The sequence below is a fragment of the Billgrantia kenyensis genome (genome assembly GCF_013697085.1).
GTDB classification, from domain to species: domain Bacteria; phylum Pseudomonadota; class Gammaproteobacteria; order Pseudomonadales; family Halomonadaceae; genus Halomonas; species Halomonas kenyensis.
In genome coordinates, this window is sequence record NZ_JACEFT010000001.1 from 274,710 (window position 1) to 299,292 (window position 24,583).

Below are 24,583 nucleotides of genomic sequence, written 5' to 3' on the forward strand. Positions count from 1 at the left end.
TATTATAACGCCACGCCCATGCACGGCGCCAAGACGCGCACTCCAGGACAGGAAAATACTTCGATGATCATTCTCGAGACCGGCTACGGCGACATTACCATCGCCCTGAATCACGACAAGGCGCCCAAGACGGCCGCCAACTTCGAACAGTACGTGCGCGATGGACACTATGACGGCACGCTCTTTCACCGTGTCATTCCCGGGTTCATGGTCCAGGGAGGCGGCTTCGACCAGGACTTCAACCAGAAGCCCACTCGCGACCCCATCGAGAACGAGGCTGACAATGGCCTCAAGAATCTCACCGGTACCCTGGCCATGGCGCGCACCCAGGATCCTCACTCGGCCACCGCCCAGTTCTTCATCAACGTGGCGGACAACGACTTCCTCAACCATAGCGGCAAGTCGATCCAGGGCTGGGGCTACTGCGTCTTCGGTGAAGTAGTCGAAGGCATGGACGTCGTCGATCGCATCACTGCGGTGGAAACTACCCGCCGCGGCATGCACGCCGACGTACCTGCCGAGGACGTGGTCATCCTGCGTGCCTACGTCAAGGGTGAAGAAGCCGCCAACTGAAACCGCTACGCGGCGCACCCGGCTAACGGGTGCGCCCGCTTCCTCGCCCCCCGTCAGACCCAAGCCAGCGAGATACCCCCATGACAACCACCTTGATGATCTCCGACCTGCATCTTCATCCCGGAGCTCCTGACGTCGCCGAGGGTTTTGTCGGTTGGCTGGAAACGCGAGCCCGCGGCGCAGATGCGGTGTACATCCTGGGCGATCTGTTCGAGGCCTGGATCGGTGACGACCTGCTCGACCATGCAGATCAAGACCCCAGCGGCAATGCTCAGCTCGCCATCCGTGTCGCCGGTGCATTGCGACAGCTGACTGACGATGGCACCGCGCTGTATCTGATGCACGGCAACCGCGACTTCCTGCTCGGTCATCGTTTTGCCGACGCCATTGGCGCCAAGCTGCTCAGTGATCCCGCCGTACTCCGTCTTGGCGACGAGCAAGTGCTTCTCATGCATGGCGATACGTTGTGTACTCGCGATGAGGCCTATCAGGCGTTCCGCACCCAGGCACGCAATCCGGCCTGGCAAGAGCAGATATTGGCCATGCCCCTGGCCGATCGCTTACAACTGGCCGCAGCCCTGCGTCAGCAATCGGGTGAGGCGACATCCAACAAGGCCGAGGACATCATGGACGTGACCCCCGAAGAGGTGGTCCGTGTCATGCGAGATCACGGTGTCACGACACTGATCCATGGCCATACCCACCGCCCTGCGGTGCACGAACTGGAAGTCGACGACCAGCCAGCGCGGCGGATCGTGCTGGGAGACTGGCAGCCTGGCCACGGCTGGGAAGTGGAAATCGATGCCAGCGGAGAGCCGAAGCTACGCGACATCACCTACTAGCCCCCTGGTCCCACCCCTTCTCATATCCGAGAGGCACTTGCCTCGGCAGCCAGGCAGCAACCATGCAGGGACTCCAGCAGTTCTTCAGGCGTGGGCAAGTGCTCGACGGGACCAATCAGCTCCAGCCGCGAGTCCCTGCGCCAGGCGCTGTTCGTGATACTAGCCAGGCCGTCACCGCGGTTGTACAGCTTCCAGCCATGATTCGTGTGCAGCACGCCCTTGACTCGCAGCTCGCGGGGAAGCTCGCTCAACACCTGCGTCAAGCGGTCGAGGTCAAACACGTCGACAGGGCTCCAGCGCCAACCCAGCGTATGGTAGCCCAGCGCCCTGGCTGCCTGCTGCACTGGCTGACCCGGCGACGGAATGGCCGCGGTAAAATCCTCCAGAAGCAGGGCCTGTTGCCCTCCCCCACGCAGCGCCTCATGGTTCGCGCTCAGCCAGCTCTCCTGCTCCTCCTTCTCATGGTGGCAGCCAGCCTCGAGAAGCAACGAAAGCGGTAGATTGCCCTGGGCGGCATTGGCCACCCACTTCTTGGGCGGCCAAAGCGAGTCGACATGGCGCTGGGCTGACGCCATCTGCTCAGGGGTGACAAGATCCACCTTGGTCAGCGCCACCGCGTCGGCCATGGCAAGCTGGTCGTTGAAGGTTTCGTGCTCACGGCAACGCGAGTCATCGAGCCTGGCGGGATCGAGCAACACGACGATGTCGCGGATATCGAGCACGCCGACAAATGCCTCCCCGCGTAGTACATCGAGCAGGCCAGCGGGATGCCCCAACCCCGACGGCTCGATGATGAGGCGGTCTGGTCGGTGGCGGTGAAGAAGATTCACCAGGGTTGCCTGCAAAACGAAGGCAAGCTGGCAACAGAGGCACCCTCCGGGCAAGCCCTTGATGATGACGTCATCATGTTCATCGAACATCGCTTGATCGATGCCAATCTGACCAAACTCATTGATGAGGATCGCCCAGCGCTCGCCTTCGGGCTTCTGTTCAACCAGGCGACGGATGAGCGTTGTCTTGCCGCTACCCAGGAATCCGGTGAAAAGGTGAACGGGGACGGCGGCTAACGGTGATGCGGCCATGAGACATCCTCCGGATGGTATTGTTATACCATATCAAGTTGAGTTCGATCCGACATCCCGTGCGGACGCACGGGTTTTGATTCGAGGTAACGGTATAAATGCAGGTCAATGAAAAAGGGGGCCAAGCCCCCCCCTTTCCGTATGGCCGGCATCAGCGCCGAGTAATCTCCGACGTTTCTCTCAAGTGACTGCTCAGACCCTGCACTGCCGCTTGTGCGCGAATCTGCTCGGCCATCCGCACCACGAACTGGTCGACCTGCTCATCCGCCTGACCGGCTTCGACCCGATCAAGGGCAACCAGGGCAATCCGCTCGCCGTCACTGGCATGACCGAAAATGGTTTCCCCCTCTTGCGGATGAGGCAGGCGGAAGGCGGCCTGCATCACTGCACGAGGCGCATCGCCCTGCTGGCGGGAAGCCTGCTCGACATGCTGCCAGTCGATGTCGAGCTCTTCACCGGCACGCAGGCGTTCTACCTGCTGTCTGGCTACATCCAGCAAGGCCTCGCGCTGCTTGAGCCTCGCAACGGACTCTGTCACGCGATCGCGCACATCTTCCAGCGGCAGAATGGTGGCTTCCCGGTGCTCGGCCACGCGCAACACCATTCGGCGGTCCGTATCGAGCTCGATGACTTCGCTGTTGAAGCCCTCTACCAGCACGTCCTCACTGAAAGCTTCGCTCATGACACCAGGCTCGGACAGCACGCCCTCCCCCCCGTCACGGGAAACCCAGTCGCTCTCATGCAGTTCGAGATCAAGCTGCTCGGCAACGCTGATCAGGTCATCCGCAGCAAAGCTTTCATCAATGAGTGTCTGGACTCGACGGTTGAATTCCCCTGACACCTGGCCAAGCGCCAACTCGCGTGACAAATCGTCGCGCATTTCCTCCAGGGGCGGCTGGTCCAGCTCGGTCACCTTGACCAGGTGCAGGCCGCTGCTGGTTTCTACCACCCCGGAGACCTGACCTGGAGCAAGCGCAAAGGCGGCATCATCGAAGTCGTCACCGAAGAAGCCACGGCTGATCACGCCGAGGTCACCGCCCTGCTCTGCGGAAGCGGGATCGTCGGAGTATTCAAGCGCAAGTGCTTCGAAGTCCTCCCCGTCCGCAAGGCGCTGACGAACCTCTTCCGCGCGCCCCATTGCCTCGTCACGGCTACGGTCGTCATTGAAGGAAATCATGATATGCGACACGCGCCGATCGGCGTCGCGACCGCGTGTCTGCCATTCCTCACGCAGCGCTTCCTCGTCGACCTCCACCTGCTCGGCCATTGCCTGACGGTCGATGATCACATACTCGAGGCGGACCTGCTCTGGACGCTGGTAGTTGTCACGATTGTCTTCATAGTAGGCTTGCAGCTCCGCATCGCTGACCTCTACGGGGGCCTCGAGGTCAGCGGCATCGAGCGTATGGTAGCGGAAGCTGCGCCGCTGGTTCTGCAGCGCAGCCAGGTTGTCGCGCTCGCTGTCGAGAATGAAATCGCTGACCGCCAAGCCTTGTTGCAGCTGTTGACGCTTGAGGTCGACGCGCAGCACCTCCCGGAACGAGGTCGGCGTGAAACCAGCGCTATTCAGCCGATTGCGGAACAGGTCGGCATCGAATCGGCCGCTCTGATCCTGAAACTCAGGCAAGGTCACGATGACCTGGTCAAGCTGCTCGTCGGACAAGTGAAGTCCGCCATCCTCGGCAAAAGCAAGCAGCAGCCTCTCGCCGATCATCTCATCGAGAACCTGCCCACGCAGGGCACGCTCCTGCTCGGGCGGGACCTGTCCGGAACGAATGGCACGCTGCACCTCCATCTCCAGCTCCTGGCGAGTAATGCTCTGCCCGTTGACCTTGGCGACTTCGTCGCCTCCTCCACCGAACAACCCCACCAGGGACTCGACACCGAACAGCGCCATGGTCACCACCACGGCACCTACGATGATCTTGGCGCCCCAGCTTCTGGAGCGGTCACGAATACTTTGCAGCATGCAGGCCTCGCTTGCTGATGGTTGGCTGGCTATGGCGCCATATTATACGTTGGCGGTTCGCCGTGGGCTATCTCGGTCGGTCCTGAGACGGGATCATGACACGCCGGAAGTCCCAAAAAGAAGGCGCACCGCGGAAGCGGTGCGCCTGATCGTTTGCTGCCGTCGCGAGATCGCCCAAGGCGGGCTCGACGGCGCAAAAAATCCTTTGACTCAGTTGACGGAGTCCTTGAGAGCCTTGCCTGCCTTGAAGGTGGGCACCTTGGCTGCGCTGATCTCGATCGGTTGGCCTGTCTGCGGATTACGACCGGTGCGAGCAGCGCGCTCCTTCACCGAAAAGGTACCAAACCCGACGAGAGACACGGTGTCGCCTTGCTTGAGGCTGTCGGTGACGGTGTCCACCATGGCATCCAGTGCGCGAGACGCTGCGGCCTTGGGAATATCGGCAGACGCAGCGATAGCTTCGATCAGCTCGGACTTGTTCACTCTTCACCCCTTGACTGTTTCAGAAAATGGCTCTAATCGGCGTGCCTTTCGCCTGGCAACACGATCACAGCATGGCTGGCAGTTTATAGCAATGCTGCAAAAGAAGTGTCAAGCAATTGTGCCGCCAAACCGTGCCATACCGAAGTTCTCTGTTCAGGATGGCACGGGAATTATCGTTAATGTGTACTTACCATGGTGGAAGAAGAAGATGAATCTTCCGCTCTAGATTCTTCGCCACCAGTGCTAGACATTGCAACGAGCGCACACTCCAGTACCTCATCGATCCAGCGGACTGGCCGTATATCCAGCGCGTCCTTGATATTGTCCGGCACCTCCTTGAGGTCCCGGCGGTTCTCTTCCGGAATGAGCACAATCTTTATACCACCGCGCCGTGCTGCCAGCAATTTCTCCTTGAGACCGCCGATCGGCATCACTTCGCCACGCAAGTTGACTTCGCCGGTCATGGCCAGATCGCAGCGGATCGGCCGTCCGGTATAGGCTGACACCATGGCAGTGACCATGGCAATACCCGCGCTGGGACCGTCCTTCGGAGTGGCACCTTCCGGCACGTGGATATGCAGGTCTTCTTTCTCGAAGCGCTCGGGATCGATGCCTAGTGACTCGGCGCGAGCCCGCACGACGGTATGGGCGGCACTGACGGACTCCTTCATCACGTCGCCCAGAGAGCCGGTCTTGTTGATCCGCCCCTTGCCGGGAGTGACGACCGACTCGATATTGAGCAGCTCCCCGCCTACCGAGGTCCAGGCCAACCCAGTGACTCGCCCGACCTGGTCCTCCTTGTCGGCCAGGCCATAGCTGTAGCGGCGCACGCCGGCATAGGTCTCGATGTCGGCAGCGGCAAGCAGCTGCGGCGCCTGGGCGCCCTTGCCTGCATACTCCAGGCGCTCGCGCAGCACCTTGCGGCACACCTTTGCGATTTGACGCTCGAGCTCGCGCACCCCCGCCTCACGAGTGTAGTAGCGGATCAGCTCCAGCAGCGACTCGTCGGAGAGCTCGAGCTCACCCTCCTTGAAGCCTGTCGCCTTGATCTGCTTGGGAACGAGATAGCGCCGTGCAATGGCCAGCTTCTCGTCCTCGGTGTACCCCGGGAGGCGGATGACCTCCATACGGTCCAGCAGCGGGCCGGGGATGTTCATCGAGTTGGCGGTACAGATGAACATCACCTCCGAGAGGTCGAAATCGAGCTCCAGGTAATGGTCGTTGAACTTGTCATTCTGCTCGGGATCCAGGACCTCGAGCAGGGCCGAAGCGGGATCGCCGCGATGATCCATGCCGATCTTGTCGATCTCGTCGAGCAGGAACAGCGGATTCTTGACCCCGGCCTTGCTCATGCGCTGAATCATCTTGCCCGGCAGCGAGCCGATGTAGGTACGACGATGGCCACGGATCTCGGATTCGTCACGCACGCCACCCAGCGCCAGGCGCACGTAATTGCGGTTGGTCGCCCGGGCGATGGACTGGCCCAGCGAGGTCTTGCCCACGCCTGGGGGGCCAACGAGGCAGAGTACCGGCCCCTTGAGCTTCTTGACCCGCTTCTGCACGGCCAGGTACTCGAGGATGCGCTCCTTGACTTCATCGAGGCCGTAGTGATCCTCGTCCAGCACCTTGTGGGCATGCGGCAGGTCGTGCTTGACGCGGGTCCGCTTCTTCCAGGGCACCGCCACCATCCAGTCGAGATAGGAGCGCACGACGGTGGCTTCCGCCGAACTCGGTGACATCATCTTGAGCTTGCCCAACTCCTGCAGCGCCTTGTCACGAGCCTCCTTGGGCATGCCCGACTCCTCGATGGCTGACTCGTACTTCTCAGCCTCGTTAGGCACGTTCTCCAGCTCACCCATCTCTTTCTGGATGGCCTTCATCTGCTCGTTGAGATAGTACTCGCGCTGGGACTTCTCCATCTGGTCCTTGACCCGCGAGCGGATGCGTTTCTCCACCTGAAGCAGGTCGATTTCGGACTCGATCAGTGCCATCAGGTGCTCGATCCGGTCGCGCACCCGGTCCATTTCCAGCAGCTGCTGCTTGTCCTGGATTTTCAGTGACAGATGGGCACAGATGGTATCGACAAGGCGGCTGGGGTCCTCGATGCCTGAAAGCGAGTTGAGGACCTCGTTGGGCACCTTCTTGGAGAGCTTGACGTATTGCTCGAACTGGTTGAGCAGAACCCGAACCAGAGCCTCCTGCTCACGCTCGGTCAAGGGCTCACTATCGCGCAGCACCGCATCGGCCATGCTGTGCCCCTGGTCGGCATGATGTACTTCGCGCAGGTCGGCACGTGAGACGCCCTCGATCAGCACCTTGACGGTGCCATCGGGCAGCTTGAGGAGCTGCATGATTTCGGCCACGGTGCCGATGGTGAAGAGATCGTCGGTGCCCGGGTCATCCTGCCCGGCTTCGCGCTGGGCCACCAGCAACACGCGCTTGTCGCCAGCCATGGCGGCATCGAGCGCCTGAATCGACTTCTCGCGGCCGACAAACAAGGGGATCACCATCTGCGGATAGACGACCACGTCGCGCAGTGGCAGGAGGGGCAGACTCAAGGTCTGAACGGCGTTCTGCTGCATCGCAGACGTTCCTCAAACAGAAATCGGTAGATACAGAGGGTGTGGGGGCACAGCCCGCCTATTGCAAGGGGAGGCAGGACGCAACATGCAAAGGGGCCGCCCCGAGCGACCCCTTTACCTCATGGGCGTGGCGACGTGAGGCCGCGTGGCTTCAGCCGTCCGTGCCGTCGACCCGCTGTTCCTGCTGTGAGTAGATCAGCAGCGGCTCGCTGTCGCCGGCTATGACGGACGCATCGATGACCACTTTACTCACTCCCTCCATGGAAGGAATCTCGTACATGGTATCGAGCAGCACCGACTCCAGGATCGAGCGCAGGCCTCGAGCGCCGGTCTTGCGCGCCATGGCCTTGGCAGCCACCGCACGCAGGGCGTCCTCGCGGAACTCCAGCTCGACGCCTTCCATGTCGAACAACCGGGCATACTGCTTGACCAGGGAGTTCTTGGGCTCGGTGAGAATCTGAATGAGAGCATCCTCGTTGAGCTCGGTGAGGGTCGCAATGACCGGCAGTCGACCGACGAATTCGGGGATCAGACCGAACTTGACCAGGTCCTCCGGCTCGACATCGACGAGCAGATCGCCAACGCCCTTGGTCTCGTCCTTGCTTTTCACCACGGCGCTGAAGCCGATGCCACCCTTCTCGGCACGATCGCGAATGACCTTGTCGAGACCGGCAAAGGCACCACCCACGATGAACAGGATGTTGCCGGTATCGACCTGAAGGAACTCCTGCTGCGGGTGCTTGCGCCCGCCCTGCGGCGGCACCGAGGCAGTCGTGCCCTCGATCAGTTTGAGCAGTGCCTGCTGGACGCCTTCGCCCGAAACATCACGGGTGATCGAAGGGTTGTCCGACTTCCGCGAGATCTTGTCGATCTCGTCGATGTAGACAATGCCGCGCTGGGCCTTCTCCACGTCGTAGTCGCACTTTTGCAGCAGCTTCTGAATGATGTTCTCGACGTCCTCACCGACGTAACCCGCCTCGGTGAGCGTGGTGGCATCGGCAATGGTGAAGGGAACATTGAGCAGGCGTGCCATGGTCTCGGCCAGCAGCGTCTTGCCGCTGCCGGTCGGACCAATCAGCAGGATATTGGACTTGCCAAGCTCCACATCGTCGCCCTTGATACCGGCGCGCAGGCGCTTGTAATGGTTATACACGGCCACGGACAGCACCGTCTTGGCGCGGTCCTGTCCGATCACGTATTCATCCAGGGTGCGACGGATTTCGCGGGGAACGGGCAGGCGCTCCTCATCGCTCTCGGCATCGGCATCGAGAACTTCCTCGCGAATGATGTCGTTACACAAGTCGACACACTCGTCGCAGATATACACGGACGGGCCTGCAATCAGCTTGCGCACTTCGTTCTGGTTCTTGCCGCAGAACGAGCAGTACAGCAGCTTGCCGCCTTCGTCCTTGCCTTTGCCGTCGGCCATTCGCGTACCTCTGTCACTTCGGCGGCCAGGCCGGCCACCGCTTATCACGTATATGAAGCGTGCCTAATCTCACGCTATCAGGATGTCGGCCGCTTATCCAGTACGGCATCGATTAGACCGTACTCGACAGCCTGAGTGCCGCTCATGAAGTTATCGCGGTCCGTATCGCGGGCGATCGTCTCGATGTCCTGGCCTGTATGCTGAGCCAGAATACGGTTGAGCTTGTCGCGAATACCGAGAATTTCACGAGTATGGATCTCGATGTCGGACGCCTGCCCCTGATAGCCGCCAAGGGGCTGGTGGATCATCATCCGCGAGTGGGGCAGCGAATAACGCTTACCGGTAGCTCCGCCCGTCAGCAGCAAGGCCCCCATGCTGGCGGCCTGGCCGATACATACGGTCGAGACGTCCGGCTTGATGAACTGCATGGTATCGTAGATCGCCATGCCAGCCGTTACTGCCCCGCCAGGCGAGTTGATGTAGAGGTGGATGTCCTTGTCCGGGTTTTCGGATTCAAGGAAGAGCAGCTGCGCCACAATGAGGTTGGCCATATGGTCTTCCACCGGCCCGACCAAAAAGATCACACGCTCTTTCAGCAGCCTGGAATAAATATCGTAGGCCCGCTCGCCGCGTGCGCTCTGCTCAACCACCATCGGCACCAGGCCGCCGGCGTTTCGGGTCTCGAACTCGTTGCTCATCCTATGATGTCCTTGCATCCGATGAATGGAAGCGTCTTGCGCCCTGCCGGCTGCAAGCACGGCAGCCGACAGGGTTGCGAAGGCCTCGTAGCCCCAATCAGCTCTTGGCTTCTTCTTCGCCTTCCTCAGCCTCGTCGGCCTTTTCGCCCTGCTGTGCGGCGGCCAGCGCCTCCTGGTAGCTCATTTCCACGTCCTTGACGGTGGCTTGCTCCAGCAGCTTGTCCACGGCTTTCTCTTCGAGAATAGCCGACTTGACCTGGGTCTTGAGCTGGTCGTTACCCATATAGTAGTCAACGACCTGTTGCGGCTCTTGATACTGCTCGGCAAGCTCCTCGACCTTGGCACGGATCTCGTCGTCATCGGCGGCGAGCTCATTGGCCTTGATCACCTCGGCCAGCAGCAGGCCGACTTGTACACGGCCCTTGGCCTGCTCGGAGAACAGCTCGTTGGGCAGTTGCGAGACGTCGAAATCCTCGCCCAGGCCGAACTGCTGAGCGGCCTGGCGCTTGAGCGCATCGGTCTCCTGCTGCACCAGGGACTGGGGCACGGGAACGTCGTTCGCTTTTTTCAGCGCCTCGAGCACCTGCTGCTTGACGCGATTGTCGACCGCCTGCTTGGCTTCACGTGCCATGTTCTTCTTCACTTCGGCGCGGAACTTCTCGACGTCGCCGTCTTCGACGCCGAAGCGCTTGATGAATTCCTCGTCGACCTCAGGCAGGCTCTGACCTTTGACGGCATGCACCTTGACCTTGAAGGTGGCCTCCTGGCCGGCCAGATGCTCGGCCTGGTAGTCCTCGGGGAAGGTGACCTTGATCTCCTTCTCCTCGCCGGCCGTGGCGCCGACCAGTTGGTCTTCGAATCCGGGAATGAAGTTGCCGGAACCCAGCACGAGCTCATGGCCTTCGGCACTGCCGCCCTCGAACGGCTCATCTCCCAGGAAGCCCTGGAAGTCGATCTTGACCTGGTCGCCCTCTTCGGCGGCACGCTCGACCTCTTCCCAGGCGGCGTTCTGCTTGCGCAGCGTCTCGATCATTTCCTCGAGATCGGCATCGGTCACTTCGACCGCCGGGCGCTCGACCTCGGTGCCTTCGATCGGGGCAAGCTCGATTTCCGGATAGACTTCGAGGGAAGCGACGAACTCGAGGTCCTTGCCTGCCTCGTCGACCTTGGGCTCGATGCTCGGAAAGCCGGCCGGATTGAGGTTCTGCTCAGTGATCGCGCGCACGTAGCGCTCACGCATCAGCTCGCCCACGACCTCGTCGCGCACGCCGCGACCGTACCGCTGGCGCACCACGGACATGGGAACCCGACCCTTGCGGAAGCCGTTGAGGCGAATGTTCTTCGCCGTGTCCTTGAGGCGGGCCTCGACGGCCTCGTCGACCTCGGCGGCCGGCACCTGGAAAGTGACACGGCGCTCGATCTGGGAGGTCGTTTCGACGGAAACTTGCATGAATGGTCCTCTACCGACTGGGGCGTTCTTGGGAAGCATGGATGTAAAGGAGAGATTCTAAGAATCCCGCCCTACGCTGGCAAGCGTTACGCCCCTAGATGGAGGCGTACGGGCGCTTTTGCAAGGGCAATGGCCGATTTTGCGGCCGTTGCTCTGTCATCTGAGCAAAAGTAGCTGGCCAATAGGCGCACGTGCGCACGGCGCGCCGGAAACCGGCCTTGGCCGAACGGGAGCCTGACGAGTATCAGCGGAGAAAAACAGAAAGAGAGGGTGCAATGGGGTGGATGATGGGGATCGAACCCACGACCACCGGAGCCACAATCCGGGGCTCTACCACTGAGCTACATCCACCATTGCAAGCATGAACCGGAAAAAGTCGAATGGGGTGGATGATGGGGATCGAACCCACGACCACCGGAGCCACAATCCGGGGCTCTACCACTGAGCTACATCCACCATATCGACGTCAATCATACCGAAGGCCCTCAGCGTACCTTCGCAGTGGCACGCCCAGCAGGACTCGAACCTGCAACCTACGGCTTAGAAGGCCGTTGCTCTATCCGGTTGAGCTATGGGCGCATTCTACGTTCCATGACCTCAGACCGCAACCCTGTTTCGCTATTTCTTCAGCACAAACAAAAGGTTGTGGTCGGGGTGGAGGGATTCGAACCCCCGACATCCTGCTCCCAAAGCAGGCGCGCTACCAGACTGCGCTACACCCCGCCGGCCTTTGCACGGCCCTCGACACCCGGGCACCGGGCCTCGTCGAGCGCTGCGTATTCTACGCGAGAATCCTCCGCGGTCAATAGCTGCCTGACCCGACGGGCCTTTTGCGCTTTGCCTTGGCGGCCCGGCATGCGAAAATCGGCACCCTTTCCATACTGCGCAGCGGGCCGGCCAGTGCCGCTGACACATTCACCATAGGGGAGATACGATGAGCGCCCAACGCATCGACGGCAAGGCCATAGCCACCCAGGTTCGCGAACAAGTTGCACGCCAGGTCGAGATTCGGCGTGCCGAGGGCAAGCGCGTTCCGGGCCTCGCCGTGGTGCTGGTGGGCGAAGACCCTGCCTCCCATGTGTACGTCAGCAACAAGCATCGCGCCTGCGAGCAGGCCGGGATCCTCTCCTTTCAGCATCAACTGCCCAGCGACACCAGCCAGCAGGTGCTGGAGCAGTTGATCGACACGCTCAATGAAGACCCTCGTATCGATGGCATCCTGCTTCAGCTCCCCTTGCCGGCCCACCTCGACGCGCGCCCTATCCTCGAACGCATCCTGCCGCACAAGGACGTGGACGGATTTCATCCCTACAACCTCGGCCGGCTGGCTCAACGCCTCCCCGTGCTGCGTCCGTGCACGCCCAAGGGCATCATGACCCTCCTTCAGGCCAGCGGGCTCAAGGTGCGCGGCATGGATGCCACCGTGGTCGGCGCATCCAACATTGTCGGCCGGCCCATGGCGCTGGAGCTGATGCTGGCCGGCTGCACCACCACCGTATGCCACCGTTTCACACGCAACCTCGAAGAGCATGTTCGGCGCGCCGAGCTGCTCGTCGTGGCGGTCGGAAAACCGGGCCTGGTCAAGGGCGAGTGGGTGCGTGACGGCGCCATCGTCATCGATGTCGGGATCAACCGCGAGGAGGACGGCCGACTGGTCGGTGACGTGGAGTTCGGCCCAGCGGCTGAGCGTGCCGCCTGGATCACACCGGTCCCGGGGGGCGTGGGCCCGATGACCGTTGCCTCGCTGCTCGAAAACACCCTGTTCGCCGCCGAGCGGCACGATGCCATGGAGCGGGATGTCGTCCCGCTTTGAAACGCGGCCTGACATGAGCGTGCGGCTCCGCTAGAATGCGCGCTTTCGTTTCACCCCGTTACCGCCGTGCCGTACCGGAGAGTGGGCCTGGGTTTTCGCGCCAAGTCTGAATTGGGAGCTTTGGCGTTATTGCATCGTCTGATCGGAGTACGTAACTCAAGATGAAACGCATTGGCATCATCGGCGCCATGAGCCAGGAGGTCGAATATCTCGCCGACCAGCTAGAGGGACGGCGTACTCGCACCCACGTCGGCTACACCTTCCATCATGGCTCCCTGCGTGGTGTCGACGTGGTGATCCTGCAGTCGGGTATAGGCAAGGTGAATGCCGCCATCGGCACTACCCTGCTGCTTGACGTATTCAAGCCTGAGGCAATCATCAACACCGGCTCGGCCGGCGGCTTCGGCGAAGGCCTGGAGATCGGTGACGTGGTGGTGTCCAGTGAAGTTCGCCACCATGACGTTGACGCCGTGGTGTTCGGCTATGAGCACGGCCAGGTTCCGCAGATGCCCGCCGCCTACCTGCCCGATGAGCGCCTGGTCAGGCTCGCCAGCGAGTGTGTCGAGGAGCTGGGCGAAGTCAGGGTCGTGGAGGGGCTGATCGCCACCGGCGATGTGTTCATGGCCTGCCCCGACCTGGTGACCCTGACCCGGTCTCGCTTTCCCACCATGCTGGCAGCCGAAATGGAGGCTGCGGCCATCGCCCAGACCTGCCACCTCTACGGTTGCCCGTTCGTGGTTGTCCGCTCTCTGTCCGACATCGCCGGCGGCGGCGACAATCATCTCACCTTCGAACAGTTCCTGGAAAAGGCAGCCCTGCACTCGGCGCGCATGGTGGAGCGGATGGTGGAGCGCCTCGGTCAGGCCGAGCCACGCACCAGCGCAGAGCTGGAAGCCGGCTGAGGCCGCCAAGCCAATGCGACAGCGGCCGCCCCGGGGCGGCCGCTGTGCCTTGATCCAGAACCGGCCCGAACCTTAGTCGAGCATCCTCCAGGCCAGCGTTTCACCTGCCTTGAGCGGAACGATGCGCCGACCCTCGGCATAGGGAAGTGAGGGCGGCAGTGTCCACTCCTCTCGCACCAGCGTAATGGTGTCGGTATTGCGCGGCAGGCCATAGAAATCCGGCCCGTGATGACTGGCGAACCCCTCGAGGCGATCCAGTGCTCCTGCCTGTTCGAATGCCGTGGCGTAAAGCTCGATGGCCGCAGGCGCCGTATAGGCGCCGGCACAGCCACAGGCAGTTTCCTTGTCGCCCTGGGCATGGGGAGCGCTGTCGGTGCCCAGGAAGAACTTGCCGCTGCCGGACGTGGCAGCCGCCAGCAGCGCCTCGCGATGACGCTCCCGCTTGAGAATCGGCAGGCAGTAATAATGCGGCCGAATGCCCCCGACCAGCATATGGTTGCGGTTGAACAGCAGGTGGTGGGCGGTGATGGTTGCCGCTACGTTGCTCGGCGCCTGGGCCACGAACTCCGCGGCATCGGACGTGGTAATGTGCTCGAATACCACTTTCAGGTCGGGGTGCCGCTCGCGCAATGGCTTCATGACCCTTTCGATGAAGACCGACTCGCGATCGAAGATGTCGATATCGGCGTCGGTGACTTCGCCGTGTACCAATAGCGGCAGGCCCAGGCGTGCCATGGCGGCGATCGCCGCATCACAGTGGGCCAGGTCGGTGACGCCGGAATCGGAATTGGTCGTGGCTCCGGCAGGATAGAGCTTCACCGCCTGCACGATGCCACTCTCCACGGCGCGCTCGATCTCTTCAGCCGGTGTGTTGTCGGTGAGGTAGAGGGTCATGAGCGGCTCGAACGCAGAGCCTTGCGGCCGGGCTGCAAGAATTCGCTCACGATAGCCCCGAGCCTGCTCGGCAGTCGTGACCGGCGGCACCAGGTTGGGCATCACTATCGCCCGTCCCATCTGCCGTGCGCTGGCAGGCACCACGGCCGCCAGCGCCTCCCCGTCACGCAGGTGGAGGTGCCAGTCATCGGGTCGGGTCAGGGTGATTGTGGTCACGGCGTATCCTGTCGTTCAGCATGGTTTCGACGCCACAGTATACCGGAAGCCTGCCTCGAAACGAGCCTCGCCCCGCAGCCTGAACTACGCACGCCGAGAAAGTTGCCCCGGCGGCAGCAACGTGCGTCGAATTGCCGTATCATCTACGCCGATTTTGCCGTAAGAGAGGCGCCAATGCCCCGGGTTCGACACTACGCCGATATCGTCGCCATCCTGGCCGGCCTGATGTGGCTCGTCTTCTTCTGGTCGATCAGCATCTCGGCCAGAATCGATAGCATCGAGCCCACCCTCGCCGCCATGCTTGCACTGGGCACCATGATCCTGGTCAGCTTCATGCATCGCCCTTTCCGCGTCCACCTGAGCCGCTACCACGTTCGCAAGCGACGCACCGAGATGTGGATGCACATCCTGGCGCTGCCCATGGCTCTGGCCTTGGTGCTCGGAGTCATCATCGAGACCATGATCGCTCCCATGAGTGGCCAGCAGAAGATGCTGCTGTTCAACGTGCTTGCCACTGCCGGCTGGGTGGTCTACGTCATGACACTGGTGATCAAGTTCATCCACCACCTGTGGCGTCACCGGCGCAGCCGCGCCAGTTAAGCCAGGCGACGCCTGTCCTCGCTGCATCAGAAGCGATCAGCGCGAAACGGCGCCACATCGATAGCGGTGGGTTCACCTTCCATCATCTCGGCCACCAGTCGCCCCGTCACTGGCCCCATGGTAAAGCCCTGGTGCCCGTGGCCGAACGCCAGCCACAAGCCCTGATGCCGGGGTGCGGGGCCGATTACGGGCTTCATGTCGGAAAGGCAAGGACGCGCGCCCTTCCAGGGCTCTGCTTCCAGACGCTCGCCCAGGCCGGGAAAGAGCTCTCGTGCCTTGCGCTCGGCGGCTGCCAATTGGCCGTAGGCAGGAGGAGCATCGAGGCGCGCGAGTTCGGCGCCGGTCGTCAGGCGAATGCCGGCACGCATCGGAGCCAGGATATAGCCGACATCGGCATCGGCCAGCCAATGGTTGAGGCCCTGCCCTTCCGCTTTTCCATAGTGCATGTGGTAGCCGCGCTTGACGAAGGCAGGCAACCGGTAGCCCAGCTCGTCAAGCCAGTCTGCCGCCCATGGTCCCAGGGCCACGACCAGATTGCTGGCTTCGTGGCACCCCCGGTCGGTGACGATGCGCCAGCCGGCACCGCTCTGGCTCAGCTCCTGCACGCTGGCCTGAAGAAACTCCCCGCCCAGCTGCACGAAGCTGTCGGCATAGGCAGCGACCAGGGCTCCCGGATCGGCCACGCTCCAGGAGTTGGTCCAGTGGACGGCGCCGGCAAGGCCAGACTTCAGAGCCGGCTCCTTTCGGGCCAGCGCCGCGCCATCGAGCATCTCATGGGTCACACCGAAACGCCTGGCCGAGTCCTCGGCCTCGTGACGGCGAAGGTCGAGCTCGGCCTGGCTGCGGTGCACTTCCAGCCAGCCCTCCTTGCCGATCAGCTCGCCAGCACCTGCCGCCTCGATCATGGGGGCGTGCTCCTGGGTGGAAAGCTCGATCAGCGAAGCGTATTCGCGGATGATTCGCTCATATTGGCGCGGAGCCGAGCAGCGCCAATAGCCGAACAGGGGGGCGGCGAACTCGAACATGCCGCTCATCTGGTAGCGAATATCGACGCGCCGGTTGGGGATCGAACTCAGCAGCTTGCCCATCTGTCGTGGGAAGGTATAGGGCCGCACCGCCTCGCGCTGAATGAGTCCCCCGTTGCCGTAGGAGGTCTCCCGCCCAGGAGGACGGCGGTCAACCAGCAGCACCGAGTGGCCTCTACGGGCCAGGTGCCAGGCGATGGAAACGCCAACCATACCGGCACCCAGAACGACGGTATCACGAGACATGCCACTTCTCCCTAGCTGATCTCTCCAGCCCCCGGCCGGAACGAGCGCCTAGTCTAGCAGCGCGCCTGTGGCCATGCCGCCCTATCCCATCACTTGCCTGAGCCGAGTCAAGTCACGCAGAAAGTCACTGCCGTTCAGGTTGCGCTGTCACTCCGCCTTGCCCTGAACCTGAAGCTTGGTACGGATGAAGTCCGAGTGGCTGACATGCAGGAGTTCGGCGAGCCGACGAATGCGATGCTCCTCGAGGGCGTTGTGATTGGCATCGGCATTGGCCAGCGCCCACATCATGCGCACCAGTTCACGGCGCTGGTCATAGTCGTAATGCTGCTTGATCAAGCTCACGAACTGGTAGTGATCGACTGAGGTCTCGACCTCCTCCCGAGCGAGCTCCATCAGTTCCTCTACCGCCTCGCTGGAAAGCTTGAAATGCGTCATGAGCAGGTCACGCAGCGCTTCGATCTGGCTGTCATCGGTATGATAGTCGGCGCGCATCACCTCGCACAGCAGCGCTGCGGTGGCTCGCTCGAGCGTCGGGGCCGGATTCTCGGAGCGCTCCGGCTCGGCGAGGGCCTGCTGAAAAAAACGTTGGATGGTATCGAGCATCTTGGTTCCCCTGCGACGATATCGCTTGTGACCCGCGACAGCCCCGGGCGTTCCTTCCAGGGCCGTCGCCATGCTCCTCAGTAGCCCATGGTGCGTGGCAGCCAGGTAGTCAATGCCGGAGTGGCGATGAGGATCAGTATCGTCAGCAGGATCGGGATCAGGAACGGCAGGATGGAGATCACGATCTGCGAATAGCGTAGGCGCGTAATCCCTACCATCAGGAACAGCACGGTGCCGAACGGCGGCGTGATGACGCCCACCGACAGTGTGATTACCATCACGATGCCGAAATGGATCGGGTCGAGGCCGGCTGCCAGCGCAGCGGGTACCACGATAGGCGTGAAGATGAGAATGCTCTCGATCACCGACATGAAGCAGCCGATCAAGAGGAAGAACAGCGCGAAGGCGAGCAGCAGCAGGATCGTCGGCATGTCGATGGCTGCAACCTGACCGGCCAGCGCCTGCGGGATCCCGATCCGCACCAGGATCCAGCCATAGAAGCTCGACACGGCGATGATCAGCAGGATCGCTGCGCTGAACATCAGCGTCCGACGGAAAGCGCGGAACAGGTCGTGCCAGGACAGGTCTCTATAGACCAGGCCGCCAAGTATGACGGCGTATAGCGAAGCGATGGCCCCGGCCTCGGTCGGGGTGAACATCCCGCTCCAGATGCCGCCCACGATGATCGCCGGCATCATCAGCGGCAGAATGGCCCGCTTGCCGGTACGCAGCACTTCCTTGCCGTCGAACGGTGCCGGCGGCGGCATGGTCACACGCTTGCCGGCGCCCAGCACCACGGTCATGCCCATGAACAGGACCGCCATGAGAATGCCGGGCACGAGGCCTGCCATGAACAGCGCGCCGATACTGACGTTGGCCAGCCAGCCGTACACCACCAGCGCGATGCTGGGGGGCAGGATGGGGCCGATGACGCTGGAGGCGGCGGTGATCCCGGCCGAGTAGCCGAGGTCATAGCCACGCTCCTTCATCGCCTTGATCTCGATGCTGCCGAGGCCGGCGGCATCGGCCACGGCGGTGCCCGACATGGTGGCGAAGATCGAGCTCGCCACCACGTTGGCATGCCCGAGCCCGCCCTTGGTGAAGCCCACCAGGGCGGTGGCAAAATCGAAGATCCGTGTCGTCGTCGACCCGGTGTTCATGATGTTGGCCGCCAGGATGAACAGCGGAATGGCCAGCAGAGTGAAATTGTTGAGCGTCTGCACCATGCGCAGTGACATCAGCTCTACCGGCAGGCCGCCGGCGCCGGTCACCGCAAGTGCAATGAACGAAGTGATACCGATGGCTACCACCACCGGCAGCCCGATGGCCATCAACAGCAACAGGCCGCCGACGAAAACCATGAGTTCCTGCATCAGTTGGCCTCCTGCTCGGCGCGTAGGGAATCCTGCCACGCCACCGGTCCGCGCAGCGTCTGCCACAAGGCCAGCACAGCCATGCCGGCAAAGGCGATGAAGATGCCGTAATAGAGGTAGCTGAAGCTGATGCCCAGCGATACCGTGCGGTTGTTGGCGCTGGCCACCGACATGGTCATGGCGCCGTAAGCCGCCATGGCGAAGAAGCCGCTGGAGAGCAGCGCTACCAGGCGGTATTGAAGGCCACGCGCCAGGTTGCCCAGACGATGACTGAAGAGATCGACCACCAGGTGCTCGAACCGCACCCAGGCCGACAGCGAGCCGAAGGCCACGGCGTAGATGGCCAGGATGGAGGCCACCTCCTCGGTCCAGGGCATGCCCAGGCCGATGAAGTCACGTGCCACCACCGCCGAGACGATCAACAGCAGGATGCCGGCGAGCAGCAGCACCCCCACGATGTCGCACACCAGGGTGACGCCACGCAGCAGGGAGTAGGCAAACCTATCCAGACCACCCTGGGGTGGCGGTGAAGAAGAGATCAAGATGGCATTCCTCCGGACAGAAAACGTCAGCGGCGCCCCGGGGGCCGCCGCTGACACCTTGCATGGTCAACTGGACGATCAGTCGTCGGCTTACTCGCCCATGGCATCTTCCATCACGCCCTCGGCCATATCGGCCATGACGCGTTCGATGGCAGGCATGGCAGCGTCGCGGAAGGCATCGATATCCGGCTCGATGATGGTCATGCCCGCTTTTTCCAGCTCTTCGAGATAGTACTCGTCGAGTTCGCGCTCGACCTCGGTGCCGTGCTGGCGAGCCACGTCGATGGCGTCGGCGATCAGCGCCTGGTCCTCTTCATCGAGGCCGTTCCACCAGCGCGAGCTTGCCACCCAGTTCCAGGGGAACATCACATGGCTGGTCAGGATGATGTGGTCCTGGACCTCCCACAGGCGACGAGTGTAGGGGGACGAGAGCGAGTTCTCGTGGCCGTCGACCTGGCGGGTCTGCATGGCCAGGTAGATTTCCGGTGCCGGCACGTTGACCACCTGAGCGCCGATCCCCTCCCACACCTCGAGCCATACCGGCAGCGACGGCAGGCGCAGGCGGAAACCACGCAGGTCGTCAGGGGTATGGATCGCCTTGTTGGCAGTCATGTGCCGCGGGCCGCGATGCTGGGTGCCGAAGTACTTGATGCCGCCTTTCTCCTCGGCAATCTCGACCAGGCGCTGCCCGGAGGGGCTGTCCATGTAGGCGTCGACCTCTTCCCAGGTGGAAAAGAGGAACGGTACGGTGATGGCATCGTACTCGGGCGCATACTGCTGACGCCAGTTGCCGCCGGTAATGGAGATATGGGTCTGCCCCAGGTTCAGCAGCTCGAGCACCCCATCCTCGCTACCCAGCGACCCGGCAAGGAAGGGTCGCACGTTGAAGCGGCCGGGCGCCTGCTCTTCGAGGTATTCGGCAAAGCGTTCGACGGCCGCGCTTTCCGAGCCCCCCTCGCTCATGGTGTTGTTGACCTGAATTTCGATGGTACTGGCCAGCGCGAAGGGGGCGCTGAGCATACCGAGTGTGGCCAGCGTGGCAAGTAGTGACTTGCGCATGGTGCTCTCCTGATCGTTATCGTTATGTAACGCGATTTTTTTGATGGTTTTGTGATCTTGAAACATGGTTTTGCCACGCTCAAATCGGTTTTGATGAAGGCAGCCTTCGCCATTGACGATGGCTCTGCAGCCCCCTTGTCTCGGCGTTTCAGCGCCGACCGCCGCGCAGGCTGCGACTAATGGCTAATGTCATGACGCCGACAGCATGAGCTGAATGACGCAAGAGAAGAGGAGCATTCATCATGCACGAAACCACTCCCATCGCTTTCATCACTGGAGCCACCTCGGGCATCGGCCAGGCCTGCGCCGAGCGGTTTGCTTCCGCCGGCTGGGGCCTCATCCTCACCGGAAGGCGCCTGAAGCGCCTGGAAACGTTGAAACAGCATCTCGCTGAGTCGGTGCCTGTCCATGTGGCCGAAATGGACGTCACTGACCGCAGCAGCATCGAGCGGGTCGTCGAGTCACTGCCTGAGCCCTTCGGCAATATCCGCCTGCTGCTCAACAACGCCGGCGTGGCCCTGGGCAAGGGCCCCGCCCAGGAAGCCGAGCTCGACGATTGGCTGACCATGATCCAGACCAACATCAGCGGACTGGTGACGGTCACGCGGCTGTTGCTACCTCGTCTGGTAGCTCACGGCCCGGGAGCCACCATCATCAACATTGGCTCCATCGCCGGCCACACCCCCTACCCCGGCGGCCATGTCTACGGCGCATCGAAGGCCTTCGTCGAGCAGTTCAGCTACAACCTGCGCTGCGACCTGAGCGGTGTTGGCGTACGGGTTACCGACCTGGCGCCGGGCATGACCGAAAGCGAGTTCACCGAGGTGCGCATGAAGGGAGATCGCGAGGTAGCCAGGCGCTACTACGCAGGAACTCGACCGCTGCAGCCCGGCGACGTTGCCGCACAGGCGCTGCACATTGCCGAACTCCCGGAGCATGTCAATATCACGCGACTCGAGGTGGCGCCGTTGTGCCAGCAGTGGTCACCTTTCACCATCCTGCGCGAGTGAAGCGGCGCCGGGATTGAGATGATCGACCAGGTGTCGAGCGATGATCGGCAGCGCCTCGTAGTGGCGTATCCCGATGACCAGCTCACGCCTGGCCCATGGGTCGCTCAAGGGAATGCTGCTCAGCTTCAGATCACCCAGGTCACGATAGATCGTCCTCTCGGGTAGCACGCCCACCCCCATGCCGTGATGGATCATGCGGCAGATGGCGTCGAAACTGCGCACCTGGATACGCATGCGCAGATTCTTGCCTGCCCGGTTGGCCTGCTCATGCAGCAATGCCTGCAGCGAGGTGTCCTGTTGCAGGCCGATGAAATCGTACTGGGTGGCCTCGTGCAGCTGCAGTGATACACGCCCTGCCAAGGGATGATCGCGAGGCGTCATCAGCACCAGGCGGTCGCTGCGATAGGGCAGGATCTGCAGGCTATCGCAGGGGACGTGGCCGGCGAAGATGCCGATATCGGTCAGGCCGTCACGCACTGCCGCGATTACCTCAGAGCTGACGCGTTCCTGCAGGTCGATCTTGATCTCGGGGTATTGTCGAGAAAAGGTGCTGAGATCCTGAGGCAGGAAGGCAATGATCGCAGAGGTATTGGAGTGGATGCGTACGTGCCCCCTGACCCCCTCGCCGTATTCGCTCAGCTCGGCGGACAACCGCTCGATATTTTCCAGAATGCGTCGCGCATGGTGCAGGAAGGCGTGCCCCGCGGGGGTCAGTTCGACGCCCCGGGGTTTCCTGTAGAGCAAGGAAGTACCTACCAGTGATTCGAGATCGCTGATCCGCTTGCTGACCGCCGCCAGCGCCATGTGCTCGCGCTCGGCGGCGGCGGTCAGCCTGCCCTCATCGGCAATCGATACGAAGAGCTTGAGGGTGACGAAATCGAAACGGCGCATGGCAGACCCTTTGCACAGTGCATGATGATTCGAGTCATCTTACGCCAAGGGTTCGTGAGTGACGAAATCACACTTCCTCTTTTCTGAATTGTTGCGGCTCGGCTTCTCGCGCATCCTGAGCACACCTTGCACAAGGAGTGCCGAACATGACAAAAGCGGACGACCGGCGCCTGCCGCTGGATGGATTGAAGGTTCTCGAGCTCGGCCAATTGATTGCCGGCCCATTCGCCACCAAGCTTCTCGGTGAATTCGGTGCCGACGTGATCAAGGTGGAGCCTCCGCACTCAGGCGATCCACTTCGCCGCTGGCGAATGATCGAGGACGGCACCTCGCTCTGGTGGCACGTGCAGACCCGCAACAAGCGCTCGGTCTCGCTGGACCTGCGCAGCCACGAAGGGCAAGACCTGGTGCGCCAGCTGGTCGCCGAAGCAGACGTGCTGGTTGAGAACTTCCGTCCCGGCACGCTGGAGGGCTGGGGCCTGGGCTGGGAGGCACTTTCGGCCCTCAACCCCGGGCTGATCATGGTGCGTGTCTCGGGCTACGGCCAGACTGGCCCCTACCGCGACAAACCGGGATTCGGCGTCATCGGTGAGGCCATGGGCGGGCTGCGCTACCTGACAGGCCAACCCGGCGAGCCTTCCGTGAGGGTCGGCGTCAGCATCGGCGATTCGCTATCTGCGCTCTATGCCGTGATCGGCACCCTGCTGGCCCTGCAGGAGCGCGCCCGAAGCGGTCAGGGCCAGGTGGTGGATATCGCCCTCTATGAGTCGGTCTTCGCCATGATGGAGAGCTTGCTGCCCGAGTACGATGCCAGCGGCGAGATTCGCCAGCCCAGTGGCAGTGCACTGCCCGGCATCACCCCCTCCAATGCCTATCGTACCCGCAGCGGTGACTACGTGTTGATCGCCGGTAATGGCGACAGCATCTTCAAGCGCCTGATGCAGGTGATCGATCGCCAGGACCTGGCCAACGACCCCAAGCTTGCCCACAACGACGGCCGTGCCCGCGAGGCCAAGCGCATCGATGATGCCATCGAAGCCTGGACGCTGCAGCACGAGCGGGACGACATCCTGGCCCAGCTCGACAGTGTCCGGGTGCCGGCCGGCTATCCCTACACCGCCGCCGACATTGCTCGAGACCCCCACTACCTGGCGCGGGAGATGATCCAGAGCATCACCCGTCCCAACGGCAAACCACTCAAGGTGCCCGGGGTACTGCCCAAGCTCAGCGCCACGCCGGGCCGGCTCGGCGATGGCGGCCCGGCACTCGGCCAGCACACCGACGAAGTTCTCGACGAGCTGGGAATCGACGCTGAGACACGCGAGAAGCTGCGCCAGGCAGGCATCATCTGATCCGGTCATCTCAAGGAGCTTTCATGACACGCTTGCAGATCAACGAGGTGGCCCCCCGCGACGGCCTGCAGATCGAGGCCGATTTCGTGCCCACCGAGGCCAAGATAGCCTTCATCGATGCCCTCTCGGCCACCGGACTGGCACGCATCGAGGCGACCTCCTTCACCTCCCCCAAGGCCATCCCCAACCTGCGCGATGCCGAAGAGGTGGTACGTGGCATCCGGCGCCGGCCTGGCGTGGACATCACGGTGCTGGTGCCCAACCTGCGCGGCTGCGAGCGAGCGTTGGCCTGCGGCGTTGACGAGATCAACCTGGTGATGTCCGCCAGCGACTCCCACGGGCTCGCCAACCTGCGCATGACGCCCAAGCAGTCCCTCGAACGCTTTACCGAGATATTGGCCGCCACCCAGGATGACAGGGTCTTCGTCAATGCCTCGCTCTCCACCGCCTTTGGCTGTCCCTTCGAAGGCGAAGTGCCCGAGTCGCGGGTGATCGAACTGGTTGAGCGCCTGCTGGAGCGTGGGGTTCAGGGAGTCACCCTGTGTGATACCACCGGCATGGCCAACCCGGGCCAGGTTGCCAGACTGTGCGAGGCGGTGCAGGAACGCTGGCCTGCCACCCCCTTCACCCTGCACTTCCACAACACACGTGGGATGGGCCTGGCCAATGCGCTTGCCGCCTGGCAAACCGGTATCACGCGCTTCGACGCCTCCCTCGGCGGACTGGGGGGCTGCCCTTATGCCCCAGGGGCAACCGGCAATGTGTGCACCGAGGATCTGGTGCACATGTTCGAGCAGATGGGGGTAGAGACCGGCGTCGACCTGGATGCCCTGCTGGCAGTATCGGCCGGGCTACCGGAACTTGTGGGTCACGATACGCCGGGGCAGGTAGTCAAGGCGGGGAAGGCGGACCGGCGCTACCCCATGCCCAAGCGCTGATCTCGGCCCGG

General features: G+C 62.4%; 22 protein-coding genes and 4 tRNA genes. 8 read left to right on the forward strand and 18 right to left on the reverse strand.

Translation table 11 applies throughout. The annotated features are described in order from the left end of the window. The first annotated feature begins 63 nt into the window (after positions 1 to 63). Both H1D44_RS01160 and H1D44_RS01165 read left to right on the forward strand, forming a co-directional pair. Entirely contained in the window at positions 64 to 573 is a 510-nt protein-coding gene (locus H1D44_RS01160) for a peptidylprolyl isomerase (RefSeq protein WP_181513011.1), read from the forward strand. Between the two features lie 80 nt (positions 574 to 653). After that, positions 654 to 1,415: a UDP-2,3-diacylglucosamine diphosphatase gene (locus H1D44_RS01165; protein WP_181513012.1), complete on the forward strand. Its 762-nt coding sequence runs from the start codon at positions 654 to 656 to the stop codon at positions 1,413 to 1,415. A 20-nt stretch (positions 1,416 to 1,435) separates the two neighbouring features. On the opposite strand, the gene H1D44_RS01170 is transcribed toward H1D44_RS01165, so the two are convergent. The 11 genes from H1D44_RS01170 to H1D44_RS01220 all read right to left on the reverse strand — a co-directional run bounded on the left by H1D44_RS01170 (position 1,436) and on the right by H1D44_RS01220 (position 11,831). Continuing rightward, the gene (locus H1D44_RS01170) at positions 1,436 to 2,497 is read right to left on the reverse strand and encodes a CobW family GTP-binding protein (protein ID WP_181513013.1); all 1,062 of its coding nucleotides are present in this window, start codon (positions 2,495 to 2,497) and stop codon (positions 1,436 to 1,438) included. A 151-nt stretch (positions 2,498 to 2,648) separates the two neighbouring features. Continuing rightward, the gene (locus tag H1D44_RS01175; RefSeq protein ID WP_181513014.1) at positions 2,649 to 4,466 is read right to left on the reverse strand and encodes a SurA N-terminal domain-containing protein; all 1,818 of its coding nucleotides are present in this window, start codon (positions 4,464 to 4,466) and stop codon (positions 2,649 to 2,651) included. A gap of 210 nt (positions 4,467 to 4,676) precedes the next feature. Continuing rightward, positions 4,677 to 4,949, reverse strand: coding sequence for an HU family DNA-binding protein (locus tag H1D44_RS01180; RefSeq protein WP_181513015.1), 273 nt, complete (start codon positions 4,947 to 4,949; stop codon positions 4,677 to 4,679). Positions 4,950 to 5,125: 176 nt separating this feature from the next. Continuing rightward, positions 5,126 to 7,531 (reverse strand): endopeptidase La, encoded by a 2,406-nt coding sequence (gene lon / locus H1D44_RS01185; RefSeq protein WP_181513016.1) that lies wholly within the window; start codon positions 7,529 to 7,531, stop codon positions 5,126 to 5,128. Positions 7,532 to 7,682: 151 nt separating this feature from the next. Next, positions 7,683 to 8,960, reverse strand: a complete 1,278-nt coding sequence (gene clpX / locus H1D44_RS01190; RefSeq protein ID WP_181513017.1) for an ATP-dependent Clp protease ATP-binding subunit ClpX — start codon at positions 8,958 to 8,960, stop codon at positions 7,683 to 7,685. A 77-nt stretch (positions 8,961 to 9,037) separates the two neighbouring features. Continuing rightward, positions 9,038 to 9,658 (reverse strand): ATP-dependent Clp endopeptidase proteolytic subunit ClpP, encoded by a 621-nt coding sequence (clpP, locus tag H1D44_RS01195; RefSeq protein WP_181513018.1) that lies wholly within the window; start codon positions 9,656 to 9,658, stop codon positions 9,038 to 9,040. Positions 9,659 to 9,755: 97 nt separating this feature from the next. Continuing rightward, on the reverse strand, positions 9,756 to 11,108 hold the full coding sequence (gene tig, locus H1D44_RS01200; protein WP_181513019.1) for a trigger factor: 1,353 nt from the start codon (positions 11,106 to 11,108) through the stop codon (positions 9,756 to 9,758). Positions 11,109 to 11,384: 276 nt separating this feature from the next. Next, a tRNA-His gene (locus H1D44_RS01205) sits at positions 11,385 to 11,459 on the reverse strand. Positions 11,460 to 11,489: 30 nt separating this feature from the next. Next, positions 11,490 to 11,564 (reverse strand) — tRNA-His (locus H1D44_RS01210). A gap of 46 nt (positions 11,565 to 11,610) precedes the next feature. Then, positions 11,611 to 11,687, reverse strand: a tRNA-Arg gene (locus H1D44_RS01215). A gap of 67 nt (positions 11,688 to 11,754) precedes the next feature. Continuing rightward, positions 11,755 to 11,831 (reverse strand) — tRNA-Pro (locus tag H1D44_RS01220). Positions 11,832 to 12,042: 211 nt separating this feature from the next. On the opposite strand from H1D44_RS01220, the gene folD reads away from it, so the two are divergent. Further along, a complete protein-coding gene (gene folD / locus H1D44_RS01225; protein ID WP_181513020.1) occupies positions 12,043 to 12,921 on the forward strand; it encodes a bifunctional methylenetetrahydrofolate dehydrogenase/methenyltetrahydrofolate cyclohydrolase FolD in 879 nt (292 codons plus the stop codon). A 161-nt stretch (positions 12,922 to 13,082) separates the two neighbouring features. Next, positions 13,083 to 13,823: a 5'-methylthioadenosine/S-adenosylhomocysteine nucleosidase gene (mtnN, locus tag H1D44_RS01230; RefSeq protein ID WP_181513021.1), complete on the forward strand. Its 741-nt coding sequence runs from the start codon at positions 13,083 to 13,085 to the stop codon at positions 13,821 to 13,823. Between the two features lie 72 nt (positions 13,824 to 13,895). Here mtnN and pyrC read toward each other — a convergent pair whose 3' ends face one another. Further along, complete coding sequence (gene pyrC / locus H1D44_RS01235) at positions 13,896 to 14,933, reverse strand: dihydroorotase (protein WP_181513022.1); 1,038 nt, start codon at positions 14,931 to 14,933, stop codon at positions 13,896 to 13,898. Positions 14,934 to 15,107: 174 nt separating this feature from the next. On the opposite strand from pyrC, the gene H1D44_RS01240 reads away from it, so the two are divergent. Continuing rightward, positions 15,108 to 15,533, forward strand: a complete 426-nt coding sequence (locus H1D44_RS01240) for a hypothetical protein (RefSeq protein WP_181513023.1) — start codon at positions 15,108 to 15,110, stop codon at positions 15,531 to 15,533. Between the two features lie 26 nt (positions 15,534 to 15,559). Here H1D44_RS01240 and H1D44_RS01245 read toward each other — a convergent pair whose 3' ends face one another. From H1D44_RS01245 to H1D44_RS01265, 5 genes are all read right to left on the reverse strand, one after another. Beyond that, on the reverse strand, positions 15,560 to 16,804 hold the full coding sequence (locus tag H1D44_RS01245) for an NAD(P)/FAD-dependent oxidoreductase (RefSeq protein ID WP_181513024.1): 1,245 nt from the start codon (positions 16,802 to 16,804) through the stop codon (positions 15,560 to 15,562). Between the two features lie 147 nt (positions 16,805 to 16,951). Beyond that, positions 16,952 to 17,407 carry a tellurite resistance TerB family protein gene (locus H1D44_RS01250; protein WP_181513025.1) on the reverse strand — a complete coding sequence of 152 codons (456 nt, stop codon included), beginning with the start codon at positions 17,405 to 17,407 and terminating at the stop codon, positions 16,952 to 16,954. A 77-nt stretch (positions 17,408 to 17,484) separates the two neighbouring features. Continuing rightward, positions 17,485 to 18,780 carry a TRAP transporter large permease gene (locus H1D44_RS01255; protein WP_181513026.1) on the reverse strand — a complete coding sequence of 432 codons (1,296 nt, stop codon included), beginning with the start codon at positions 18,778 to 18,780 and terminating at the stop codon, positions 17,485 to 17,487. Next, complete coding sequence (locus H1D44_RS01260; protein ID WP_181513027.1) at positions 18,780 to 19,322, reverse strand: TRAP transporter small permease; 543 nt, start codon at positions 19,320 to 19,322, stop codon at positions 18,780 to 18,782. Before H1D44_RS01260 ends, H1D44_RS01255 begins: the two co-directional genes overlap by 1 nt. 90 nt (positions 19,323 to 19,412) lie before the next feature. Then, positions 19,413 to 20,381: a TRAP transporter substrate-binding protein gene (locus H1D44_RS01265; protein WP_181513028.1), complete on the reverse strand. Its 969-nt coding sequence runs from the start codon at positions 20,379 to 20,381 to the stop codon at positions 19,413 to 19,415. A 242-nt stretch (positions 20,382 to 20,623) separates the two neighbouring features. Between H1D44_RS01265 and H1D44_RS01270 the strand changes: the two genes are divergently transcribed. After that, a complete protein-coding gene (locus H1D44_RS01270; protein WP_181513029.1) occupies positions 20,624 to 21,391 on the forward strand; it encodes an SDR family NAD(P)-dependent oxidoreductase in 768 nt (255 codons plus the stop codon). Here H1D44_RS01270 and H1D44_RS01275 read toward each other — a convergent pair. Continuing rightward, positions 21,365 to 22,282 carry a LysR family transcriptional regulator gene (locus H1D44_RS01275; protein ID WP_181513030.1) on the reverse strand — a complete coding sequence of 306 codons (918 nt, stop codon included), beginning with the start codon at positions 22,280 to 22,282 and terminating at the stop codon, positions 21,365 to 21,367. The genes H1D44_RS01270 and H1D44_RS01275 overlap by 27 nt on opposite strands. 146 nt (positions 22,283 to 22,428) lie before the next feature. Here H1D44_RS01275 and H1D44_RS01280 point away from each other — a divergent pair, with 146 nt between their 5' ends. Both H1D44_RS01280 and H1D44_RS01285 read left to right on the forward strand, forming a co-directional pair. Beyond that, complete coding sequence (locus tag H1D44_RS01280) at positions 22,429 to 23,634, forward strand: CaiB/BaiF CoA transferase family protein (RefSeq protein WP_181513031.1); 1,206 nt, start codon at positions 22,429 to 22,431, stop codon at positions 23,632 to 23,634. 23 nt (positions 23,635 to 23,657) lie between these two features. Continuing rightward, the gene (locus H1D44_RS01285; protein ID WP_181513032.1) at positions 23,658 to 24,572 is read left to right on the forward strand and encodes a hydroxymethylglutaryl-CoA lyase; all 915 of its coding nucleotides are present in this window, start codon (positions 23,658 to 23,660) and stop codon (positions 24,570 to 24,572) included. Positions 24,573 to 24,583 lie beyond the last annotated feature (11 nt).